The 17,899-nt window shown below is 61.1% G+C and carries 15 protein-coding genes; 10 read left to right on the top strand and 5 right to left on the bottom strand.

Annotated elements, in window-relative coordinates; all coding sequences use genetic code 11:
• Positions 1–13 precede the first annotated feature (13 nt).
• The 4 genes from AC2CGW_RS20500 (at position 14) to AC2CGW_RS20485 (ending at position 6,119) form a co-directional block, all read left to right on the top strand.
• On the top strand, positions 14–448 hold the full coding sequence (locus AC2CGW_RS20500; RefSeq protein ID WP_484574494.1) for a DcrB-related protein: 435 nt from the start codon (positions 14–16) through the stop codon (positions 446–448).
• A gap of 9 nt (positions 449–457) precedes the next feature.
• Positions 458–4,762, top strand: a complete 4,305-nt coding sequence (locus AC2CGW_RS20495) for an RHS repeat-associated core domain-containing protein (RefSeq protein WP_484574493.1) — start codon at positions 458–460, stop codon at positions 4,760–4,762.
• 532 nt (positions 4,763–5,294) lie between these two features.
• The gene (locus AC2CGW_RS20490) at positions 5,295–5,606 is read left to right on the top strand and encodes a hypothetical protein (protein WP_484574492.1); all 312 of its coding nucleotides are present in this window, start codon (positions 5,295–5,297) and stop codon (positions 5,604–5,606) included.
• 360 nt (positions 5,607–5,966) lie between these two features.
• Complete coding sequence (locus tag AC2CGW_RS20485) at positions 5,967–6,119, top strand: hypothetical protein (RefSeq protein ID WP_288376498.1); 153 nt, start codon at positions 5,967–5,969, stop codon at positions 6,117–6,119.
• A gap of 58 nt (positions 6,120–6,177) precedes the next feature.
• On the opposite strand, the gene AC2CGW_RS20480 is transcribed toward AC2CGW_RS20485, so the two are convergent.
• On the bottom strand, positions 6,178–7,500 hold the full coding sequence (locus AC2CGW_RS20480; RefSeq protein ID WP_288376496.1) for an OprD family porin: 1,323 nt from the start codon (positions 7,498–7,500) through the stop codon (positions 6,178–6,180).
• A gap of 484 nt (positions 7,501–7,984) precedes the next feature.
• On the opposite strand from AC2CGW_RS20480, the gene AC2CGW_RS20475 reads away from it, so the two are divergent.
• Together AC2CGW_RS20475 and AC2CGW_RS20470 are read left to right on the top strand one after the other, a co-directional pair.
• Complete coding sequence (locus AC2CGW_RS20475) at positions 7,985–10,087, top strand: TonB-dependent receptor (protein ID WP_186710776.1); 2,103 nt, start codon at positions 7,985–7,987, stop codon at positions 10,085–10,087.
• Positions 10,088–10,162: 75 nt separating this feature from the next.
• Entirely contained in the window at positions 10,163–10,606 is a 444-nt protein-coding gene (locus AC2CGW_RS20470) for a hypothetical protein (RefSeq protein WP_186665657.1), read from the top strand.
• A 70-nt stretch (positions 10,607–10,676) separates the two neighbouring features.
• Here AC2CGW_RS20470 and secB read toward each other — a convergent pair whose 3' ends face one another.
• The 3 genes from secB to AC2CGW_RS20455 are packed head-to-tail and all read right to left on the bottom strand — an operon-like array spanning position 10,677 to position 11,868.
• Complete coding sequence (gene secB / locus AC2CGW_RS20465; protein ID WP_186665655.1) at positions 10,677–11,159, bottom strand: protein-export chaperone SecB; 483 nt, start codon at positions 11,157–11,159, stop codon at positions 10,677–10,679.
• Positions 11,160–11,198: 39 nt separating this feature from the next.
• Positions 11,199–11,453, bottom strand: a complete 255-nt coding sequence (gene grxC / locus AC2CGW_RS20460; protein WP_054891214.1) for a glutaredoxin 3 — start codon at positions 11,451–11,453, stop codon at positions 11,199–11,201.
• A 1-nt stretch (position 11,454) separates the two neighbouring features.
• Positions 11,455–11,868, bottom strand: coding sequence for a rhodanese-like domain-containing protein (locus AC2CGW_RS20455; RefSeq protein WP_186711900.1), 414 nt, complete (start codon positions 11,866–11,868; stop codon positions 11,455–11,457).
• 206 nt (positions 11,869–12,074) lie between these two features.
• Between AC2CGW_RS20455 and gpmI the strand changes: the two genes are divergently transcribed.
• Complete coding sequence (gene gpmI, locus AC2CGW_RS20450) at positions 12,075–13,610, top strand: 2,3-bisphosphoglycerate-independent phosphoglycerate mutase (protein ID WP_186665652.1); 1,536 nt, start codon at positions 12,075–12,077, stop codon at positions 13,608–13,610.
• Between the two features lie 60 nt (positions 13,611–13,670).
• Here gpmI and AC2CGW_RS20445 read toward each other — a convergent pair whose 3' ends face one another.
• Positions 13,671–14,105, bottom strand: a complete 435-nt coding sequence (locus tag AC2CGW_RS20445; RefSeq protein ID WP_484574514.1) for a sn-glycerol-3-phosphate transporter — start codon at positions 14,103–14,105, stop codon at positions 13,671–13,673.
• A gap of 295 nt (positions 14,106–14,400) precedes the next feature.
• Here AC2CGW_RS20445 and AC2CGW_RS20440 point away from each other — a divergent pair, with 295 nt between their 5' ends.
• From AC2CGW_RS20440 to AC2CGW_RS20430, 3 genes are all read left to right on the top strand, one after another.
• Positions 14,401–15,702, top strand: coding sequence for a murein hydrolase activator EnvC family protein (locus tag AC2CGW_RS20440; RefSeq protein ID WP_186665650.1), 1,302 nt, complete (start codon positions 14,401–14,403; stop codon positions 15,700–15,702).
• Between the two features lie 86 nt (positions 15,703–15,788).
• Entirely contained in the window at positions 15,789–17,114 is a 1,326-nt protein-coding gene (locus tag AC2CGW_RS20435) for a S41 family peptidase (protein ID WP_186665649.1), read from the top strand.
• Positions 17,115–17,121: 7 nt separating this feature from the next.
• A complete protein-coding gene (locus AC2CGW_RS20430) occupies positions 17,122–17,880 on the top strand; it encodes a divergent polysaccharide deacetylase family protein (protein ID WP_186665648.1) in 759 nt (252 codons plus the stop codon).
• Positions 17,881–17,899: the final 19 nt, after the last annotated feature.

Genomic DNA, 17,899 nt, shown 5'->3' with positions numbered 1-17,899 from the left:
GGACACCCGAATCATGAACTATCGCCTCAACGAATTTCGCTTCGACCTCCCAACCGATCAGGTGCGAGATACCAGCATCAACATCCTGCGTTTCGAGACACTGGGCACCTCACTGGTAGTCAGCCGCAGCCTGTTGAACGAAGGGGAAACGTTGCAAAGCAACTTCGACGACCAGATCCAGCGATTGCGCCAGCAGGTGCTGGATCTGCGCTTGCACACACCCCAGCCGGTGAAGCTGGGAGCAGATGGAAAACTGGAAGGCATCGAGTTGCAGAGCCAGTTCACCAAGGGCAAAGAGAAGGTTTACCAATATCAACTGGCGCTGTTGCTGCCGGGCTCGCGCAAGATGTTCGCCCTGAGCTACGTGAAGCCGCAGCCATTGGGTGAGGAGGAAGCGGCGCACTGGGCGGCTCTCAAACAGTCGCTCGACTTCGACAACCTCGGCTGAACGACAACCATGTCCGACGCACTCTGGGCTGCGCGCGAAGGCGACGCACTGATGCACACCTCGATGATGGCCGACATCGTCGGCGGTGTACTCGAAGTCGCCGCCACCATCGCCATCGGGGCCTTGGCCACGGCTGCGGTCGGGGCTGCGCTTGGCATCACTGCTGCTACCGGTGGTCTGGGCTGCGTTGTGCTGGGCGCGGTCGTGGGGGTGGTGGTCGGCGTGGCAATGGCCAGCACCGGAGCGGACACCGCACTGAGTCGGTTCTGCGAAGGTATAGGTAACGCGCTTTTTCCACCGACAGTGCAGGCCCACATTGCCAGTGGTTCGCAAAATACCTACATAAACTCAAAACCTGCAGCCCGGGCTGCAGGTGTGGTGTTGCCTCCTCCTGCCGCTGGCCAGGCTGATGAAGGAGAAGAAGAGCAAGAGCAAACCTTCCTCGACATGACGAAGGCGTTCTTCTCGCAAATGTGGCGGCCTACCGTAGCCTCGCCAGCCCCGAACACCGAACCTGCGGACGATGACAAGGTGCTGTGCACCAAGCATCCGGCGATGCCTCCCCAATATATCGCCGAGGGCTCTGGCAAGGTCAGCATCAATGGCCAACCAGCGGCGCGCAGTGGCGATCGCAGCACCTGCGACGCGGTGATCGTCGACTCCGGCCTGATATCGGACAACGTGCGCATTGGTGGCGAGAAAATCGTCGTACGAGAGATCCGCAGCGGTAAGACGCCAGGCATAGGCTTGGCCATCACCGCGCTGATGATGTTGCGTGGCCGTGGGGGCAAGTTCTACAGCAAGTTTGGCTGCATGCTGCTCGGTGGCGCCGCGAGTGTCGTCAGTAGCCAGGTGACGGGGGCACTCACACGTGCCATAACCGGTGCACCCAACCCGGTGCATGCAGCCACTGGCGCGAAAGTGTTGAGCGGCGAGCAGGAGCTGGACTTCACACTACCGGCGCTGATGCCACTGGTCTGGCAGCGCTTCTATAGCAGCCTGGACGAACGCCAGGACGGTTTGCTCGGCAGAGGTTGGAGCGTTCCCTACGAAGTCTGCGTGAACCTGATCGCCGATTCGGATGACGGAGAACGCCTGCTGTACACGGATGAGCAGGCGCGGATCATCGATATGGGCACGATCCCCCCCGGCGACGCAGTATTCAGTGCCGGCGAAGGTTTGAGCGTAAGACGCGCGGCTGATGGCGAGTTGTTGATCGAGGATATGGACGGCCTCTATCGATTATTCGAACCCTCCCCAATAGATCCCCAACGCCTGCGCCTGCGCCTGTTGGGTGACCGCAATGACAATCGGGTGCACCTTCGGTACGACGAGCATGGTCGCCTGATCGGGCTCGATGACACGTACGGCGCTACCAGAATGGAATTGCGCTATAGCTCCCGATGGCCCTCTCGCGTCTCCGAGATTGTTCGCGTGTACAGTGACGGGAGCAACGAACCGCTGGTTGTCTATGACTACGACGCGTTCGGGGAGCTGGCTGAAGTCAGGGATGGCAGCGGCCAAGTGCAGCGGCTTTTCGTCTATGGTGAACACCGACGGCTGATTGAACACCGGAACGCGTCGGGATTACGTTGTCACTATGAGTGGCAAGCCCTCGGCGATGAATGGCGCGTCTGTCGGCACTGGACTTCCGAGGGTGATCAATACCAGTTTTCCTACGACCTGATCGCCGGGCTGACCCATGTTACGGACAGCCTGCAACGCACTCATACGCATCGCTGGAACAACCAATATCAAGTCGTGGAACACACCGACGCCCTGGCGAACACCTGGCATTTCGAATGGAACGATGAACGTCAGCTGTTGGGCGCGGTAGACCCTCAAGGCGGACGCTGGCAATACTTCTATGATGAATCCGGCAACCTGACCGAAACGGTGGATCCGCTCGGGCGCAGCGAATCCACGTATTGGCTGGAACATTGGGCGCTACCCAGAGAGCAAGTCGACCGCGCTGGGAATCGCTGGAAATACCGCTATGACCCGCGTGGCAACTGCACCCGGGAAGAAGACCCTGAAGGACATCTGACGCGGTTTCGCCATGACCATCACGGCAGGATGGTCGAGATGGTCGACGCTGCGGGAAAAACAAGATCACAGCGGTGGAACGACCTGGATCAAGTCATCGAGACAGTCGATTGCACGGGTTCCGTTACTCATTACAGCTACGACCACCGCGGCCATCTAGCACAGGTGACGGATGCAGAGGGCTGCACGACTCGATACAGCCATGACGCACAAGGCAGGTTGCAGTCCATCACTCGGCCAGACGGTACGCACGAGCAGTACCAGCGTGCAGCCGATGGCGCCCTGATTGCCCATGTGAACGCGACTGGCCATACCACGCGCTACTCATACACAGCACGCGGACAGCTCAGCCGCCAAGTTGACGCGGCCGGCCGTAGCGTGCGTTTCGAGTACGATCACTACGGCCGACTGGTAGAGCTCGTCAACGAAAACGGCGAAGCTTATCGATTCTCCTGGGACGCGTGTGACCGCCTGGCAATGCAACGCGATCTGGGGGGTAGTCACAAGACCTATAGCTATGACGCTCTGGGCAATCTGATACGGCTGGTGTTCCACCCAGCGCCAGAGAGCCCCGATACTCCTGTCGCCCACCAGCTCGAACGCGATGCCATCGGTCGGCTCGTGGCCAAGATCACCTCCGATGGCCGCACGGAGTACCGGTTTGATGCCTTGGACCAGTTGCTCGCGGTGCAGACCATTGCCCTGGACGGTAACTCCCAGACGCTGAGCTATGCCTATGACAAGCTGGGGCATGTACTCGAGGAGCACACACCACAGGGCACACTTGGCTATTCCTACGACGAGCTGGGTAATCAGACCAGGCTCATCCTTCCCGATGGCCGTTCGATCAACCGCTTGATGTATGGCTCGGGTCATCTGCATCAACTGAACCTCGATGGGCACGTCATCGCCGACTTCGAGCGCGATCGGCTGCATCGAGAAATCAATCGTACCCAGGGACGCCTGCTGTACCGTAGCGATTACGACCAACTGGGTCGGCTTCGCAGCCGTGGCAATCACGCAAGCGATCCGACATCCGCCACTTTGGCTAACGCACGTCGGCACTACAGCTATGACGGCGCCGACAATCTGATCCAGGTGGAGGAGTTTCACGCCACAGGCAACACGCTTGAGACCATTGCCTACGACGTTACAGCCAGGGTGCGCTCAAGCTATGCCTCATCTGGTGGTCGTCAAGAACAGTTCAATTACGACCCCGCCGCAAACCTGCTCGACGGAATCAACAACTCTTCGGTTCAGTACAACCAACTGCTGAAGTATCAGGACAAGCGCTATCGCTACGACGGCTTCGGGCGCCTGATTGAAAAGGTCAGCAGCGCACGAGGCGTCCAACGCTTTCGCTACGACGCTGAGCACAGACTGGTGGAAGTCCACACCCTGCATGCCGGTCGAGAAACCTGCGTAAGGATGCACTACGACCCACTAGGCAGACGCGTTGCCAAGGAACAATACGATGTACGCGGCCTTCTGCTGGGAAGAACCGACTTCCTGTGGGATGGCCTGCGTCTGCTGCATGAGCGCCGCAACGGTCGAAACAGTCTGTACCTGTATGCAGACTCTGGCCACGAACCCCTTGCACGTGTCGATGGGAACGGCGCCCATCAACGCGTACTGCATTTTCACAACCACCTCAACGGGCTGCCATATCGTCAGACCGACGAAGACGGACAGACCCAATGGGAAGCTACCTATCGGGTGTGGGGCAACACTGCCGCCGAGCGCTGCAACCCAGACCAGGGCATGGAGCAGAACCTGAGGTTCCAAGGCCAGTACCTGGACCGTGAGACAGGACTGCATTACAACACCTTCAGATTCTATGATCCCGACATCGGACGCTTTACCCAGCCGGATCCGATAGGGTTGGCGGGGGGGTGGAACCTTTACCGCTATGCTCCCAATCCGTTTATGTGGATTGACCCGCTAGGGTGGGAGACTGTCCTCTACCGCTCCATGAGCATGGAAGAATATAACGGACTTATGCGAACCGGCACGTGGACAGCGAATGGCACCATGGAAGGAAAATGGTTTGCTGAGTCATACAAAGATGCTGTGACATGGGGTAAGACGATGGGCCACGGCGGAGACTTCAAAATCGTTCAGGTCAAGGTTCCTGACAAACTTGCCAATGCAGCGTTCTCCTCCAGCAATTTGGACAATATTGGCAAAGCCAGATACATAGAAATTGCAGATTTGAATCGTGCTCGCATCAAGCCACGTTGGACGCGGGGTATCTCTTGTGGAAAGTGATCAACCAATGAACAGACCTGTTCACGTAACCATATACTGGCGAAATGTAAGTGACGGCGGTAAGGCCCAGCTTCCCCTCAACCACCCCTACTACGTCATCACCGCTCCGATTGAAGGCCCTGACGGCTCACGGGCGGCCTGGAGTGTTGTACTTGAGGTCACGAAGAATCACCAATCACGTGACAGCAGAATAGGAACCGGAACCGCGCGCTTCCTTGCCCCCAATGCCCCCAGGGACCTGTTATGCCCTGGCAGTACGCTGGAAGTCTACGAGGGACGACGGGCCGTAGCGCGCCTCGAGTTTGACGCCAGGGGGACGCCCACCTGAACGTCCTCAAGTCGGCCAAGATCTATCTGCGCAATTCGGGCATCAGCAAGCTCAGTATCAGAAGATGTCGGTCGGGTACTCGACGAACATGGGAGCTTCGTTGCCGTCGTCGTTGTAGCGGTTCTGCCGTACCGCGTTGATTGCCCGAATTCCATGGGCATCCGATCTCGCAGGCAGACCACATGAGCTATCTGAAATAAAAATATGAACATCATCCAAACGATTGTGCAGCAACACGCACTGATGGCTCTGCGTATCCCTACCGGTTGGTCGATCTCGAAAAATGACTTCGTCGATATCGGCCCTGACATTCTGGAAACAATCGACGATGAGCATGTGCGCTTTCTGGTCACACAGAATTTTTTCGCCGATAACATATTCATGGCGAGCAGTGAGCGAACACTCGATAGCGGCGTCCCTATTTCCGCCACTTTGGACATCTGGTGCAGAGCACCGGATGAAGAACGCATGATCGAGTATCAGGCTTCGATAAATGTGTACAAAGGCAAGAAGTAAACGTCTATTTTCTCACTGACCTGCACCACTGAAAATCGTTATGAAGCACGAGAGATGATTGATCGCTGGGCCACCGCATTCACGTGGAAAGTCCTGTTTGAATTTGAAAGTGCAGGATTGCCGATCGAGCATTACTTTTCAGCCGAGCAACATCATTGAACAGGCCTGTTCATGTAATCATATACTGGCGAAATGTAAGTGACGGCGGTAAAACCCAGTTGCCCCTCAACCAACCCTGCTACGTCATCACCTCCCCGATTGAAGGTCCTGATGGCTCACAGGCCGCCTGGAGTGTTGTACTTGAGGTCACTGAAAATCACCAATCACGTGACAGCAGAATAGGAACTGGAACCGCGCGTTTTGCAGCGTTTCACCAATCAGGGTCTGGCGCCGAGCAGCTCGCGCTCGTCGGACTGGAGCTATCCGGTGGATTTCTGGACCGGGGCAAACGGCGTGGACGCCGACGCGATGAGATATTGGTTCGGCGACTATCCGCAACTGCTGGCGCAATAGCCTTGAAACAAAACAGCCCCGGCAAATGCCGGGGCTGTTTCGTTACGCCAGATCAGTATCAGAAGATGCTGATCGGGTACTCGACGAATACGCGAACTTCGTTGCCGTCGTCGTTGTAGCCGTTCTGCTGGACGGCGTTGTTGGTGCGAACCCACGAGCCGCGCAGCTTGACCGACAGGTCCTTGGCTGGACCTTCCTGAACCACGTAGCGCAGCTGGTTGAAGATTTCGCGCTCCTTGCCTTCGCCGAAGCCCTGAGGATTGCTCAGTTTGCGGGTGTTGATGTTGTCACCCACCACGTAAGCGATCTTGTAGGTCAGGCCCGGGATGCCGAAGGCACCGAAGTCCAGACCGTAGCCCAGTTGCCAGGAACGCTCGTCTTCGGCGTTGAAGTCAGACCAGTACGAGTTGGCCAGGTAGATGGTCGAACCGCCGTCACCCACGCCCCATGGCTGGTTCTTGTAACCGCCATAGTTGTAGCCGGTGCTGCCGGTGTTGCGCTGGTGCGCCAGGGTGATCGAGTGTGGGCCGAAGGCGTAGGTGGCCGCCAGGCTCCAGATGGTGTTGCTGTCGCCGTTCAGTTCGGCGCGCTGGACGAACTGCTTGTTCAGGCTCGACTTGTAGCCGTTGAAGTCCAGGGTCAGGGACTGGTCGGCCGCAATCGGGAAGACGTAGTTCAGACCCAGGTAATGCTTGCGCATCACGTCTTCGTTGTCGGCGGTGTACAGCGACGCGGTGAAGTTTTCGGTGAACTTGTAGCTACCACCGAAGACGTTGATCGACTTCAGTGCGCCGCTGTCACGGCCCTGGGCGCTCTTGCGCGCTTCCTGGGTGAAGCGACCTGCGTTCAGTTCCAGGCCCTTGATCTCCTTGGAGGTCAGCAGGGCGCCGGTGAAGCTTTCTGGCAGCAGACGCGAATCGTCGTACTGCAGAACCGGAAGAGCCGGCATCTGGTCACCGTACTTCAGCACGGTGTTGGAGATGCGGAACTTGATCGCCGCGCCGCCACGGGCCAGGTCGTTGGCTGCGGAGCTGCGGCCTTCAGCATCGACGGTGTTCTCACGCTTGAAGAAGTCGATACCGGCGCCGCCGTTACGACCCTTGCCACCATCCAGACGCACGGCGTACAGGCCGAAGGCGTCGACACCGACACCCACGGTGCCTTGAGTGAAGCCGGAGGAGAAGTTGGCGATCACGCCCTGGCCCCACTGAGACCGGTCGTTGGTGTTGTGCTTCTGGTCACGGTTGATGAAGGCGTTGCGCAGGAGGACGTTGGCGTGGCTGTCCTCGATGAAGCCCTTGCTTTCGGCCTGGTCGTTGGCCTGGGCCTGAGTGGCGGCGATGAGTGCCAGCGCTACCAGGCTGATCCTTGTATTCAACATGTTGTTTTCCTTATTACCGAATCAGAACGCTCTGCTACCTAAAACGCCAGGAACCAACGCCCCTTCGTAGGTTCGACGCTTGTATCCAAACTGAAAGCCCCGCTCCTTTTGCAGGTAGCGGGCTTCGTCCGGCGCTCGGCCAACTGATGGCCGGCAGGCGTAGAGGCCGAATCCTAGCCGCGTGTGCTTCTCAATGTCAAAAAAACGTGAAATGAAGGTTGATATAACCAAATTAAAGGCCAGAGCTGGTGCAAATCTGTGCTGAATCGCAGAACAGACAGTTATTCCCTCTCTTTTCTGTACTTTCGTACAGACAGCCTACTCTTGGTTGACTTGACAAAAACACGCGCATAAAAGCGAATAATTATCAGTTACAAATTGATACATTCGTAAATCTTCATCTTTACAAATAGGCAGGCAAGAGCAAATAGCAAGCATTAACATTCGCATCCTTTTCACAACAACCTCTGCTGGATGCCTGCCGATGCTTGCCCCCTGCCGCTTGTCTCCCCTGTCCCTGGGCCTGTCGCTGATGTTCAGCGTAGGCCTTGCCAGCGCTGCCACCACGACCCTGCCTGAGCTCTCGGTAACCGCCGAAAGCGAACGCGAGCGCGATAACCCGCGGGTCAAGGACGTCAGCACCGCCACCCGCACCTCGACCCCGGTGCGCTACGTCCCGCAGGCCATCGACACGGTGAAGACCGCCAACGTCCTGGACTACGGCACCAACAGCCTGGGCAAGGCACTGGAGGGCATCCCCAACGTCAGCAGCGGTGCCGACACTCGCTTCGACAGCCTGCGCATCCGCGGCTTCGACGCCAGCAACGACTTCTATCTGGACGGCGTGCGCGATGACAGCCAGTACGTGCGCGACCTGCACAACATCGAGCGCATCGAGGTCCTCAAGGGCCCGGCAGCGGTGCTCTATGGCCGCGGCAGCCAGGGTGGCATCGTCAACCGGGTGAGCAAGGCGCCGGAGCATGGCCGTCGCTCGACCCTCGAAGCCCAGGGCGGCAGCGAGGATCTGCGCAGCCTGTACGCCGACCTCAGTGCCGACCTCAACGACGACATCAGCGTGCGCCTGAACATGGGCAATCAGGACAACAACAGTTTCCGCGATGGGGTCGATGGCAACCGCCAACTGTTCGCCCCGTCGCTGAGCTGGCAACTGAGCCCCGACCTGAACTGGTTGGTGCAGTACGAATACAGCCGCTACAACCGCACCCCGGATCGCGGCATTCCGGGTGTCGGCGGCCGTCCGGCAGATGTCGGGCGCAGCACCACCTATGGCGACACGCAGCGCGACTTCATCGATGACAAGTCGCAGTCGCTGCGCTCGCGCCTGAACTACCAACTCAGCGACAACTGGCAACTGCGCCACACGCTGAGCCTGTTCAAGCTCGACAGCGATTTCGACAACACCTACCTCACCGGCTACACCCCGAGCACCAACCTGGTGACCCGCCAGCGCTGGCAGCAGGACTTGAACACCCGCAACCTGTTCAACAACCTCGAGGCCGAGGGTGATGTCAGCACCTGGGGTCTGGAGCACAAGCTGCTGCTGGGTCTGGAGTTCGGGAACCAGCGCCGCGACCCGCGCCTGTACACTGCCCTGGCGGCGAACGCCGGTGGCCAGGCAGTACCACCGCTGAACCTGAACAATCCCAACCGACGCCTGCAGCACAACGGCCCGATGGTGCCGTCGAGCTACAACCATACCGTGGTCGACAGCCGTGGCGTCTACCTGCAGGACCAGATCCGCCTCAACGACCAATGGCAGATCCTCGCGGGCGTGCGCTTCGACCAGTTCGAGGTGGAAACCACCAACAAGCTCCGAGGCATCTCGGAAAAACAGGACGACAACAGCACCAGCCCGCGCCTGGGCGTGGTCTATTCGCCCTGGCAGGAGCATTCGTTCTACGCCTCCTGGAGCAAGACCTATTCCCCGGTCGGCGGCGGCCTGATCGGCATCACCCCCGGCGCTGCCGGGAACACCAACGAAACCGCTCCGGAGAACACCCGCCAGAAGGAAATCGGGGTCAAGAGCGACTGGTTCGACGAGCGCCTGAGCACAACCCTTGCCGTCTACGAGCTGGAGCTCTACAACCGCCGCACCACCGATCCGGACAACCCAGGCATCACCATCCTCACCGGCCTGCAACGCTCGCGAGGCATCGAGCTGACGGCCCAGGGCAATGTGGTCGGCAACTGGTACGTGCGCGGCGGCATCGGCCTGCAGGATGCCATCATCGCCAAGGACAACGGCGGCCTGGAAGGCAACCGGGTAAACAACGTGGCGCGACGCAACGCCAGCCTGTTCGTGACCTGGAAGCCGGAGCTGGGCTGGTACGCCGAAACCGGCCTGACCCTGGTCGGCGACCGCTATGCCGACAACCAGAACACCACGGTGCTGCCAGGCTACGGTCGCTGGGATGCGCTGGCCGGGTTCCGCACCCACGACTGGGACGTTCGCGCTGCGCTGAACAACCTCACCGACAAGACCTACTACAGCTCGGCGACCAGCGCCGCGCAGATCCAGTTCGGCGATCCCCGCAGCCTGGTGGTGACAGGCACCTACAGCTTCTGACCGATGGGCTCTATCCAGAAGCGCGCCAACTAGGCTTCAATACGCGTTTTTTCGGACACCCCCAAGGATTCACCCATGGCCTCCAACACCAAGCAACAGAAACGCGCCAAGCGCGCCGCCTCCAAGGCCAAGCAGAACCGCATGGTCCGCGGCGGCCAGGCGGTCAAGGCCAGCGCGGGCGAGAGCACCAGCGTCGAGCAGGTGTACAGCAAGGCCATGGAATCCGGCAGCTATGACGCGCTGTTCAAGAAGATGAAGGAAGCCCAGGAAACCGGCCTGGTGGCGATGATCTCGGTGTTCCTGGTCGATCCGCTGCTGGCGCTGGTGCTCAAGGGGCACAAGGAAGAGCACGCCACCGACTACATCGTCCTGGTGTTTACCGCTTACCGCGCCTGGCTCGATGGCGCTGATGAAGCGGCCACCATGGCCTGGCTGGAAAGCGACGAGTTCCAGGACGCCTACGTGGCAGCGTCGGAGGCGGTGGCCAAGCAGCAGCAACAGCAGAAGCAGTTCGGCTGAAACTCGGCGTGCGCCCATAAAAAAACCCTCGGGTCGATCCCGAGGGTTTTTTTGTGTCGCGCGAAAACGATTACTGCAGGGAAGGCGCTTCGCCAGCTTCCTGCATGCGCTGCAGCTCCTGGGCATACAGGGCATCGAAGTTCACAGGCGACAGCATCAGCGCCGGGAACGAGCCGCGGGTGACCAGGCTGTCGAGGGTTTCACGCGCATACGGGAACAGGATGTTCGGGCAGAACGCCCCCAGGGTGTGGCTCATCGACGCCGCGTCCAGGCCCGAGATCAGGAAGATGCCTGCCTGCTGAACTTCAGCGATGAAGGCGACTTCTTCACCGTTCTTGACGGTAACCGACAGGGTCAGCACGACTTCGTGGAAGTCGCCTTCCAGGGCCTTCTGACGAGTGTTCAGGTCCAGCGCGACGCTCGGTTCCCACTGCTGGCGGAAGATCTGCGGGCTTTTCGGGGCTTCGAACGACAGGTCACGCACGTAGATGCGCTGCAGGGAGAATTGTGGATTGTTCTCTTCGGCGGCGCCGTTGTTCTGTTGGTCAGTCATGGCAGATCCTTTTCTGAAAATGGTTGAAAGAGGCGTGAATCAGGCCTCGAGCAGGGCGTCGAGCTTGCCCGAGCGCTCCAGCGCAAACAAGTCATCGCAACCGCCAACGTGGGTGCTGCCGATCCAGATCTGCGGCACCGAGGTACGCCCGGCCTTCTGCGCCATCTCGGCGCGCAGCTGCGGCTTGCCGTCGACGCGGATTTCCTCGAACGCCACCTGCTTGCTCGCCAGCAGCTGCTTGGCGCGCATGCAGTAGGGGCAGTAGTCGCTGGAGTAGACGATGACGGGCTTCATATCACTTCACCAGGGGCAGGTTATCGGCTTTCCAGCTGGACACGCCACCGCTGAGCTTGGCAGCGGTGAAGCCAGCCTTGAGCAGCTCACGGCAGACGGTGCCGGACTGCTGGCCCATCGCATCGACGATGATCAGGGTCTTTTCTTTGTGCTTTTCCAGCTCGGCAATGCGGCCGACGACTTTGTCCTGCGGAATGTTCAGCGCCCCGACGATGTGGCCGGCGGAGTATTCCTTGCTTGGACGGATATCGATCACCACGCCCTTCTCGGCGTTGACCAGCGCGGTCAGCTGGCCGTTGCTCAGGCTCTGGCCGCCGCGGCGGATTTCATTGACCAGCAGCAGGATCAGCAGGACGAAGAAGATCGCAACCAGGATGAAGTGATCTGTCGCGAATTGAATCAAGTGAGCAACCATCAGGGGTGTTCCAGGCGATTGAAAATGCCGGCCAGTATACACAGCCACCCATGCCCGCCAAAGCCCGCCGGGCCGGCTCGGAACCAGCCTTCATCTGCAACCCGTCGGGACGCTGGTCGTGCGAACCGACGAATATTCGCCGTCGCTGGCCGATTTGCCCTAAAATGCGTGTCTTTATCATCTTTGAACAACCGTGAGTTTGATTGATGACGAGCACGCCCAAGCCCCTGGTCCTGATCATCCTGGATGGTTTCGGTCACAGCGAAAGCCCCGAATACAATGCCATCTACGCCGCCAACACACCGGTCTATGACCGCCTGCGCGCCACCCAGCCGCATGGCCTGATCTCCGGTTCCGGCATGGATGTCGGCCTGCCGGACGGGCAGATGGGCAACTCCGAAGTCGGTCACATGAACCTCGGCGCCGGCCGTGTGGTGTACCAGGACTTCACCCGGGTCACCAAGGCCATCCGCGACGGCGAGTTCTTCGAAAACCCGGTGCTCACCGGCGCCGTGGACAAGGCAGTCGCCGCCGGCAAGGCCGTGCACCTGCTGGGCCTGCTCTCCGACGGCGGCGTGCACAGCCACCAGGACCACATCGTCGCCATGGCCGAACTGGCCGCGCAGCGTGGCGCCGAGAAAATCTACCTGCACGCCTTCCTCGACGGTCGCGACACCCCGCCGCGCAGCGCCCAGTCGTCCATCGAACTGCTCGATGCGACCTTCGCCAAGCTGGGCAAGGGCCGCATCGCCAGCCTGATCGGCCGCTACTACGCCATGGACCGTGACAACCGCTGGGACCGCGTCAGCGCCGCCTACAACCTGATCGTCGACAGCACCGCCGAGTACAGCGCCGACAGCGCCGTGGCTGGGCTGGAAGCAGCCTATGCACGCGATGAGAGCGACGAATTCGTCAAGGCCACCCGCATCGGCGAGGCGGTCAAGGTCGAAGACGGCGACGCGGTGATCTTCATGAACTTCCGCGCCGACCGCGCCCGCGAACTGTCGCGGGTGTTCGTCGAGGCCGACTTCAACGAGTTCCCGCGCGCGCGCCTGCCGAAGCTCGCGGCCTACATCGGCCTGACCCAGTATTCGGCGAAGATCCCCGCCCCTGCCGCCTTCGCCCCAGCCAGCCTGAACAATGTGCTGGGCGAGTACCTGGCCAAGAACGGCAAGACCCAGCTGCGCATCGCCGAGACCGAAAAGTACGCCCACGTGACCTTCTTCTTCTCCGGCGGGCGTGAAGAACCCTTCGAAGGCGAAGAGCGCATCCTCATTCCGTCGCCGAAAGTCGCCACCTACGACCTGCAGCCCGAAATGAGCGCACCGGAAGTGACCGACCGTATCGTCGAGGCCATCGAGCAACAGCGTTACGACGTGATCGTGGTCAACTACGCCAACGGCGACATGGTCGGGCACACCGGCGTGTTCAGTGCTGCGGTCAAGGCGGTCGAGGCGCTGGATGGCTGTGTCGGGCGCATCGTCCAGGCGCTGGACAAGGTGGGGGGCGAAGCGCTGATCACCGCCGACCACGGCAACGTCGAGCAGATGGAAGACGAGTCCACTGGCCAGGCGCACACTGCCCACACCACCGAGCCGGTGCCGTTCATCTATGTCGGCAAGCGCAGCGTCAAAGTCCGTGAGGGCGGCGTGCTGGCCGACGTGGCACCGACCATGCTCAAGCTGCTGGGCCTGGAAAAGCCGGCGGAGATGACCGGGACGTCGATTCTGCTCGACGCCTGAGCCCGCGCTGTAAAGAAAAGCCCGATGCCATGGCATCGGGCTTTTTCATTTTCGAAGGTTCTACCGGAAGTGGTAGCCGACGTTGACCATCATTGCATTGGTCCCCAGCAGCACCGCCTCCAGGCCGACAGGCCCCAGGCGCGTGCCCAGCGATGGAATGATCACGGGCGCGACACCGAAGCGATTGAGCGGAATCTTGTCCCGGTACTCCCCGCGATAGCCATGCAGCAGGCCCGCGCTGACCTTGGCATACACCGGCCAGTGGTCATGGTGCCAGGCCTTGCCGCCGTATGCGTACACCGAACGCTGCCGATACGAGTTGCGAAAGGTCGCCGCGCCGTACAACAGGCCATCGGCACGATTGCGTTCCAGGCCGATCAGTTCCTGACGCTCGCTGTGCTCGGGATTGGGATTGAAATGCCGGGTGTAGACGCTGGTCTGCAGGTACCAGCCATCCTCCTGCACCGCCAGCGCGGGCACCGATGTTGCGACCATGATCAGGACGGTGCCGCACAACAGCCAGCGGCGCGGGGGGGCGGAGCGTTTGGGCGTAGGCATGCTTGAGTCTCACACAACGATTGGCGGGCGGGCTTTGGGGGCGCCCAATCACAATGGTATCGAGCAAGACTCACGTAACCAGATACGTATGTTTCCCGTTTTTTCAGGGTTTAGTCCGATGCATCACCGGACTTTCCTGACAAACGCTTGCCTTGAGGCGCCGGGAGGCGTTTTTTTTGCGCGCCCGGGCGGGCATACTAGGCCAGTCTCCATCCCTGGTACGCCCGATTCCATGCGCCGCGCCCTCATACTCCTAGCCCTGTCATGCCTGCTCAGTCCGGCGTTCGCCGACGAGCGCGCGCAGACCCAGCAACAACTGGACGCCACGCGCCAGGACATCGCCGAGCTCAAGAAAATGCTGGGCAAGCTCCAGGAAGAGAAAGCCGGCGTGCAGAAAGACCTCAAGTCCACCGAGACCGATATCGGCAATCTCGAGAAACAGGTGGAGGGTCTGCAACAAGAGCTAAAAAAGACCGAGGGCGAGCTGGAGCGCCTTGACCACGAGAAAAAAAAACTCCAGAGCGCCCGCGTTGAACAACAACGACTGATCGCGATCCAGGCCCGTTCCGCTTACCAGAACGGTCGCGAGGAGTACCTCAAGCTGTTGCTCAACCAGCAGAATCCCGAGAAGTTCGCCCGCACCCTCACGTACTACGACTACCTGAGCAAGGCGCGCCTGGAGCAACTGCGCACCTTCAACGAAACCTTGCGCCAGTTGGCCAATGTCGAACTGGAAATTTCCGGCCAGCAGGAACAACTGATGGCCCAGCGCGCCGACCTCGACAGCCGCCGCCAGGCACTGGAGGCCGAGCGCAGCAAGCGCCAGCAGGTACTGGCCAAGCTCAACAGCGACGTCAAGGATCGCGACCAGAAGCTCCAGGCCCGCGAGCAGGACCAGGCCGACCTTGCCAAGGTGCTCAAGACCATCGAGGAAACCCTCGCCCGCCAAGCCCGCGAAGCCGAGGAAGCGCGGCAGAAGGCGCTGCTGGCCAAGCAGGAAGAAGAGAAGCGGCGCAAGGAGCAGGCCCTGGCCGACGCTCGCCGCGACGAGCAGCAAGAGCCACAAGCGCCACCGAAAAAGGCCCGCACCGTGCTCGGCCCGCTGGTGTCCAGCGATGGCGCCAACTACGGCGGTGCATTTTCTGCGGCCCGGGGAAAACTTCCATGGCCAGTCAATGGTCGATTGCTGGCACGCTTCGGCGACACGCGAGGCGGTGATGCCCGCGCCAAGTGGGACGGCGTGATGATCAGCGCCAGCGCCGGCACCCAGGTGCGCGCCGTACATGGCGGGCGCGTGGTGTTCGCCGACTGGTTGCGCGGCGCTGGACTTCTGGTCATTCTCGACCATGGTAATGGTTATCTCAGCCTGTACGGCCATAACCAGAGCCTGCTCAAGAGCGCCGGCGACATCGTCAAGGCCGGCGAAGCCATTTCCACCGTCGGCGACAGCGGTGGCCAGGACAGCGCAGGTCTGTACTTCGCGATTCGCCAGCAGGGGCGGCCTACCGACCCTGCGCAATGGTGCCGAGGCTAGGCACCGCAACATTTACGGTAAGGCCCGACAGCGGGCCGCACCGATGCTCCTCCGGGAGCGCCTACAGGATCAGGAGTTCGTTCGACATGCTGCACTCGTCTCGCCTCACCCCGCTGGCCCTGACCATCGCCCTGGTCGTCGGCGCGCCTCTGGCCAGTGCCGCAGAGCCGGTCAAGCCCGCCAAGGCGGCTGCCGTGCCGGCCACCGAGGTGACGGCCAAGGCGCCGCTGCCGCTGGACGAACTGCGCACCTTCGCCGAGGTCATGGACCGCATCAAGGCGGCCTACGTCGAGCCGGTGGACGACAAGACCCTGCTGGAAAACGCCATCAAGGGCATGCTCAGCAACCTCGACCCGCACTCGGCCTACCTCGGCCCTGAAGACTTCCAGGAGCTGCAGGAAAGCACCAGCGGCGAGTTCGGCGGCCTGGGCATCGAGGTTGGCATGGAGGACGGCTTCGTCAAGGTGGTCTCACCCATCGACGACACCCCGGCATCACGCGCCGGCATCGAGGCAGGCGACCTGATCGTCAAGATCAACGGCGCCCCGACCCGCGGCCAGACCATGACCGAAGCGGTCGACAAGATGCGCGGCAAGATCGGCCAGAAAATCACCCTGACCCTGGTACGCGATGGCGGAACACCATTCGATGTGACGCTGGCCCGCGCGGTCATCCAGGTCAAGAGCGTGAAGAGCCAGCTGCTCGAGAACGACTACGGCTATATCCGCATCACCCAGTTCCAGGTCAAGACCGGCGAAGAGGTCGGCAAGGCGTTGGCCAAGCTGCGCAAGGATAACGGCAAGAAGCTGCGCGGCCTGGTCCTGGACCTGCGTAACAACCCCGGCGGCGTCCTGCAGTCGGCCGTGGAAGTGGCCGACCACTTCCTCACCAAAGGCCTGATCGTCTACACCAAGGGCCGTATCGCCAACTCCGAGCTGCGCTTCTCCGCCGACCCGGCCGACGCCAGCGAGGGTGTACCGCTGGTGGTGCTGATCAACGGCGGCAGCGCCTCGGCTTCGGAGATCGTCGCCGGCGCCCTGCAGGATCAGAAACGCGGCGTGCTGATGGGCACCGACAGCTTCGGCAAGGGCTCGGTACAGACCGTGCTGCCACTGGCCAACGACCGTGCGCTGAAGCTCACCACCGCGCTGTACTTCACCCCCAACGGACGATCGATCCAGGCACAGGGTATCGTGCCGGACATCGAAGTACGCCAGGCCAAGCTCACGGCCGAAGCCGACACCGACAACTTCAAGGAAGCCGACCTGCAAGGGCACCTGGGCAACGGCAACGGCGGCGCCGACCGCCCGACCGGCAGCAGCAAGCGTACCGAGCGCCCGCAGGACAACGATTTCCAGCTCAGCCAGGCACTCAGCCTGCTCAAGGGCTTGAACATCACCAAGGGTGATTGATACCTGCATGCGTTTTCTGCTGTTCACGCTGTTCTGCCTCATGGCCGGTGTCGCACATGCGGCGCCGGCCTACATGAGCATCATCATCGACGACCTGGGCCAGAACAGCGAACGCGACAGCCGCACCCTCGCCCTGCCCGGGCCGGTCACCCTGGCGATCATGCCTGACACCCCGCACGCTACCGATTTCGCCCGCCAGGCCCACAAGGCCGGGCGTACGGTGATCCTGCACATGCCCATGGACCCGGCCACCGGCCCCTACGCCTGGCACCCGGGCCTGCCCATCGAAGAACTGGCCCGCAGGCTCGATGCAGCCCTGCTCAAGGTGCCGTTCGCCGCTGGCATCAACAACCACATGGGCAGCCGCATGACCGCACAGCGCGACGCCATGGCCTGGTTGATGGGCAACCTGCAGGAGCGCGAGCTGTTCTTCGTCGACAGCCGCACCAGCGCTGCCACGGTGGCGGCGGCCCAGGCCCAGGCGATCGGATTGGCGCATGTCTCGCGGGACGTATTCCTGGATGACGTGCGCACCCCCGAAGCCATCGCCGCTCAATTGCGCCAAGGCATCGAGCTTGCACGCAAGCAAGGCTCGGCGGTGCTGATCGGCCACCCCTACCCGCAAACCCTCGAAGTGCTCGAACGAGAGATGCCGGGGCTCAAGCGCCAGGGCATCGAGTTGATCGAACTGCGCCAGATGATCGCCGAGCGCAGCAACCAGGCCATGCCGGCGCACGGTCGCAACGGTCGATACAGCAACCGTTGATCCGCGCGCCGTTCAGAGC

The organism is Pseudomonas sp. SYWMCR5 (assembly GCF_057197165.1).
Note: the sequence above shows the minus strand (reverse complement) of the source record. Positions and strands in the feature narration are given on the sequence as shown.

Excerpts from the sequence above, each read along its gene's own strand:
- AC2CGW_RS20475 (WP_186710776.1), top strand. The coding sequence starts at position 7,985 with ATGCTTGCCCCCTGCCGCTTGTCTCCCCTGTCCCTGGGCCTGTCGCTG.
- grxC (WP_054891214.1), bottom strand. The coding sequence starts at position 11,453 with ATGAAGCCCGTCATCGTCTACTCCAGCGACTACTGCCCCTACTGCATG.
- AC2CGW_RS20495 (WP_484574493.1), top strand. The coding sequence starts at position 458 with ATGTCCGACGCACTCTGGGCTGCGCGCGAAGGCGACGCACTGATGCAC.
- AC2CGW_RS20435 (WP_186665649.1), top strand. The coding sequence starts at position 15,789 with ATGCTGCACTCGTCTCGCCTCACCCCGCTGGCCCTGACCATCGCCCTG.
- AC2CGW_RS20445 (WP_484574514.1), bottom strand. The coding sequence starts at position 14,105 with ATGGTCGCAACATCGGTGCCCGCGCTGGCGGTGCAGGAGGATGGCTGG.
- AC2CGW_RS20490 (WP_484574492.1), top strand. The coding sequence starts at position 5,295 with ATGAACATCATCCAAACGATTGTGCAGCAACACGCACTGATGGCTCTG.
- AC2CGW_RS20430 (WP_186665648.1), top strand. The coding sequence starts at position 17,122 with ATGCGTTTTCTGCTGTTCACGCTGTTCTGCCTCATGGCCGGTGTCGCA.
- AC2CGW_RS20470 (WP_186665657.1), top strand. The coding sequence starts at position 10,163 with ATGGCCTCCAACACCAAGCAACAGAAACGCGCCAAGCGCGCCGCCTCC.
- gpmI (WP_186665652.1), top strand. The coding sequence starts at position 12,075 with ATGACGAGCACGCCCAAGCCCCTGGTCCTGATCATCCTGGATGGTTTC.
- secB (WP_186665655.1), bottom strand. The coding sequence starts at position 11,159 with ATGACTGACCAACAGAACAACGGCGCCGCCGAAGAGAACAATCCACAA.
- AC2CGW_RS20455 (WP_186711900.1), bottom strand. The coding sequence starts at position 11,868 with ATGGTTGCTCACTTGATTCAATTCGCGACAGATCACTTCATCCTGGTT.
- AC2CGW_RS20500 (WP_484574494.1), top strand. The coding sequence starts at position 14 with ATGAACTATCGCCTCAACGAATTTCGCTTCGACCTCCCAACCGATCAG.
- AC2CGW_RS20480 (WP_288376496.1), bottom strand. The coding sequence starts at position 7,500 with ATGTTGAATACAAGGATCAGCCTGGTAGCGCTGGCACTCATCGCCGCC.
- AC2CGW_RS20440 (WP_186665650.1), top strand. The coding sequence starts at position 14,401 with ATGCGCCGCGCCCTCATACTCCTAGCCCTGTCATGCCTGCTCAGTCCG.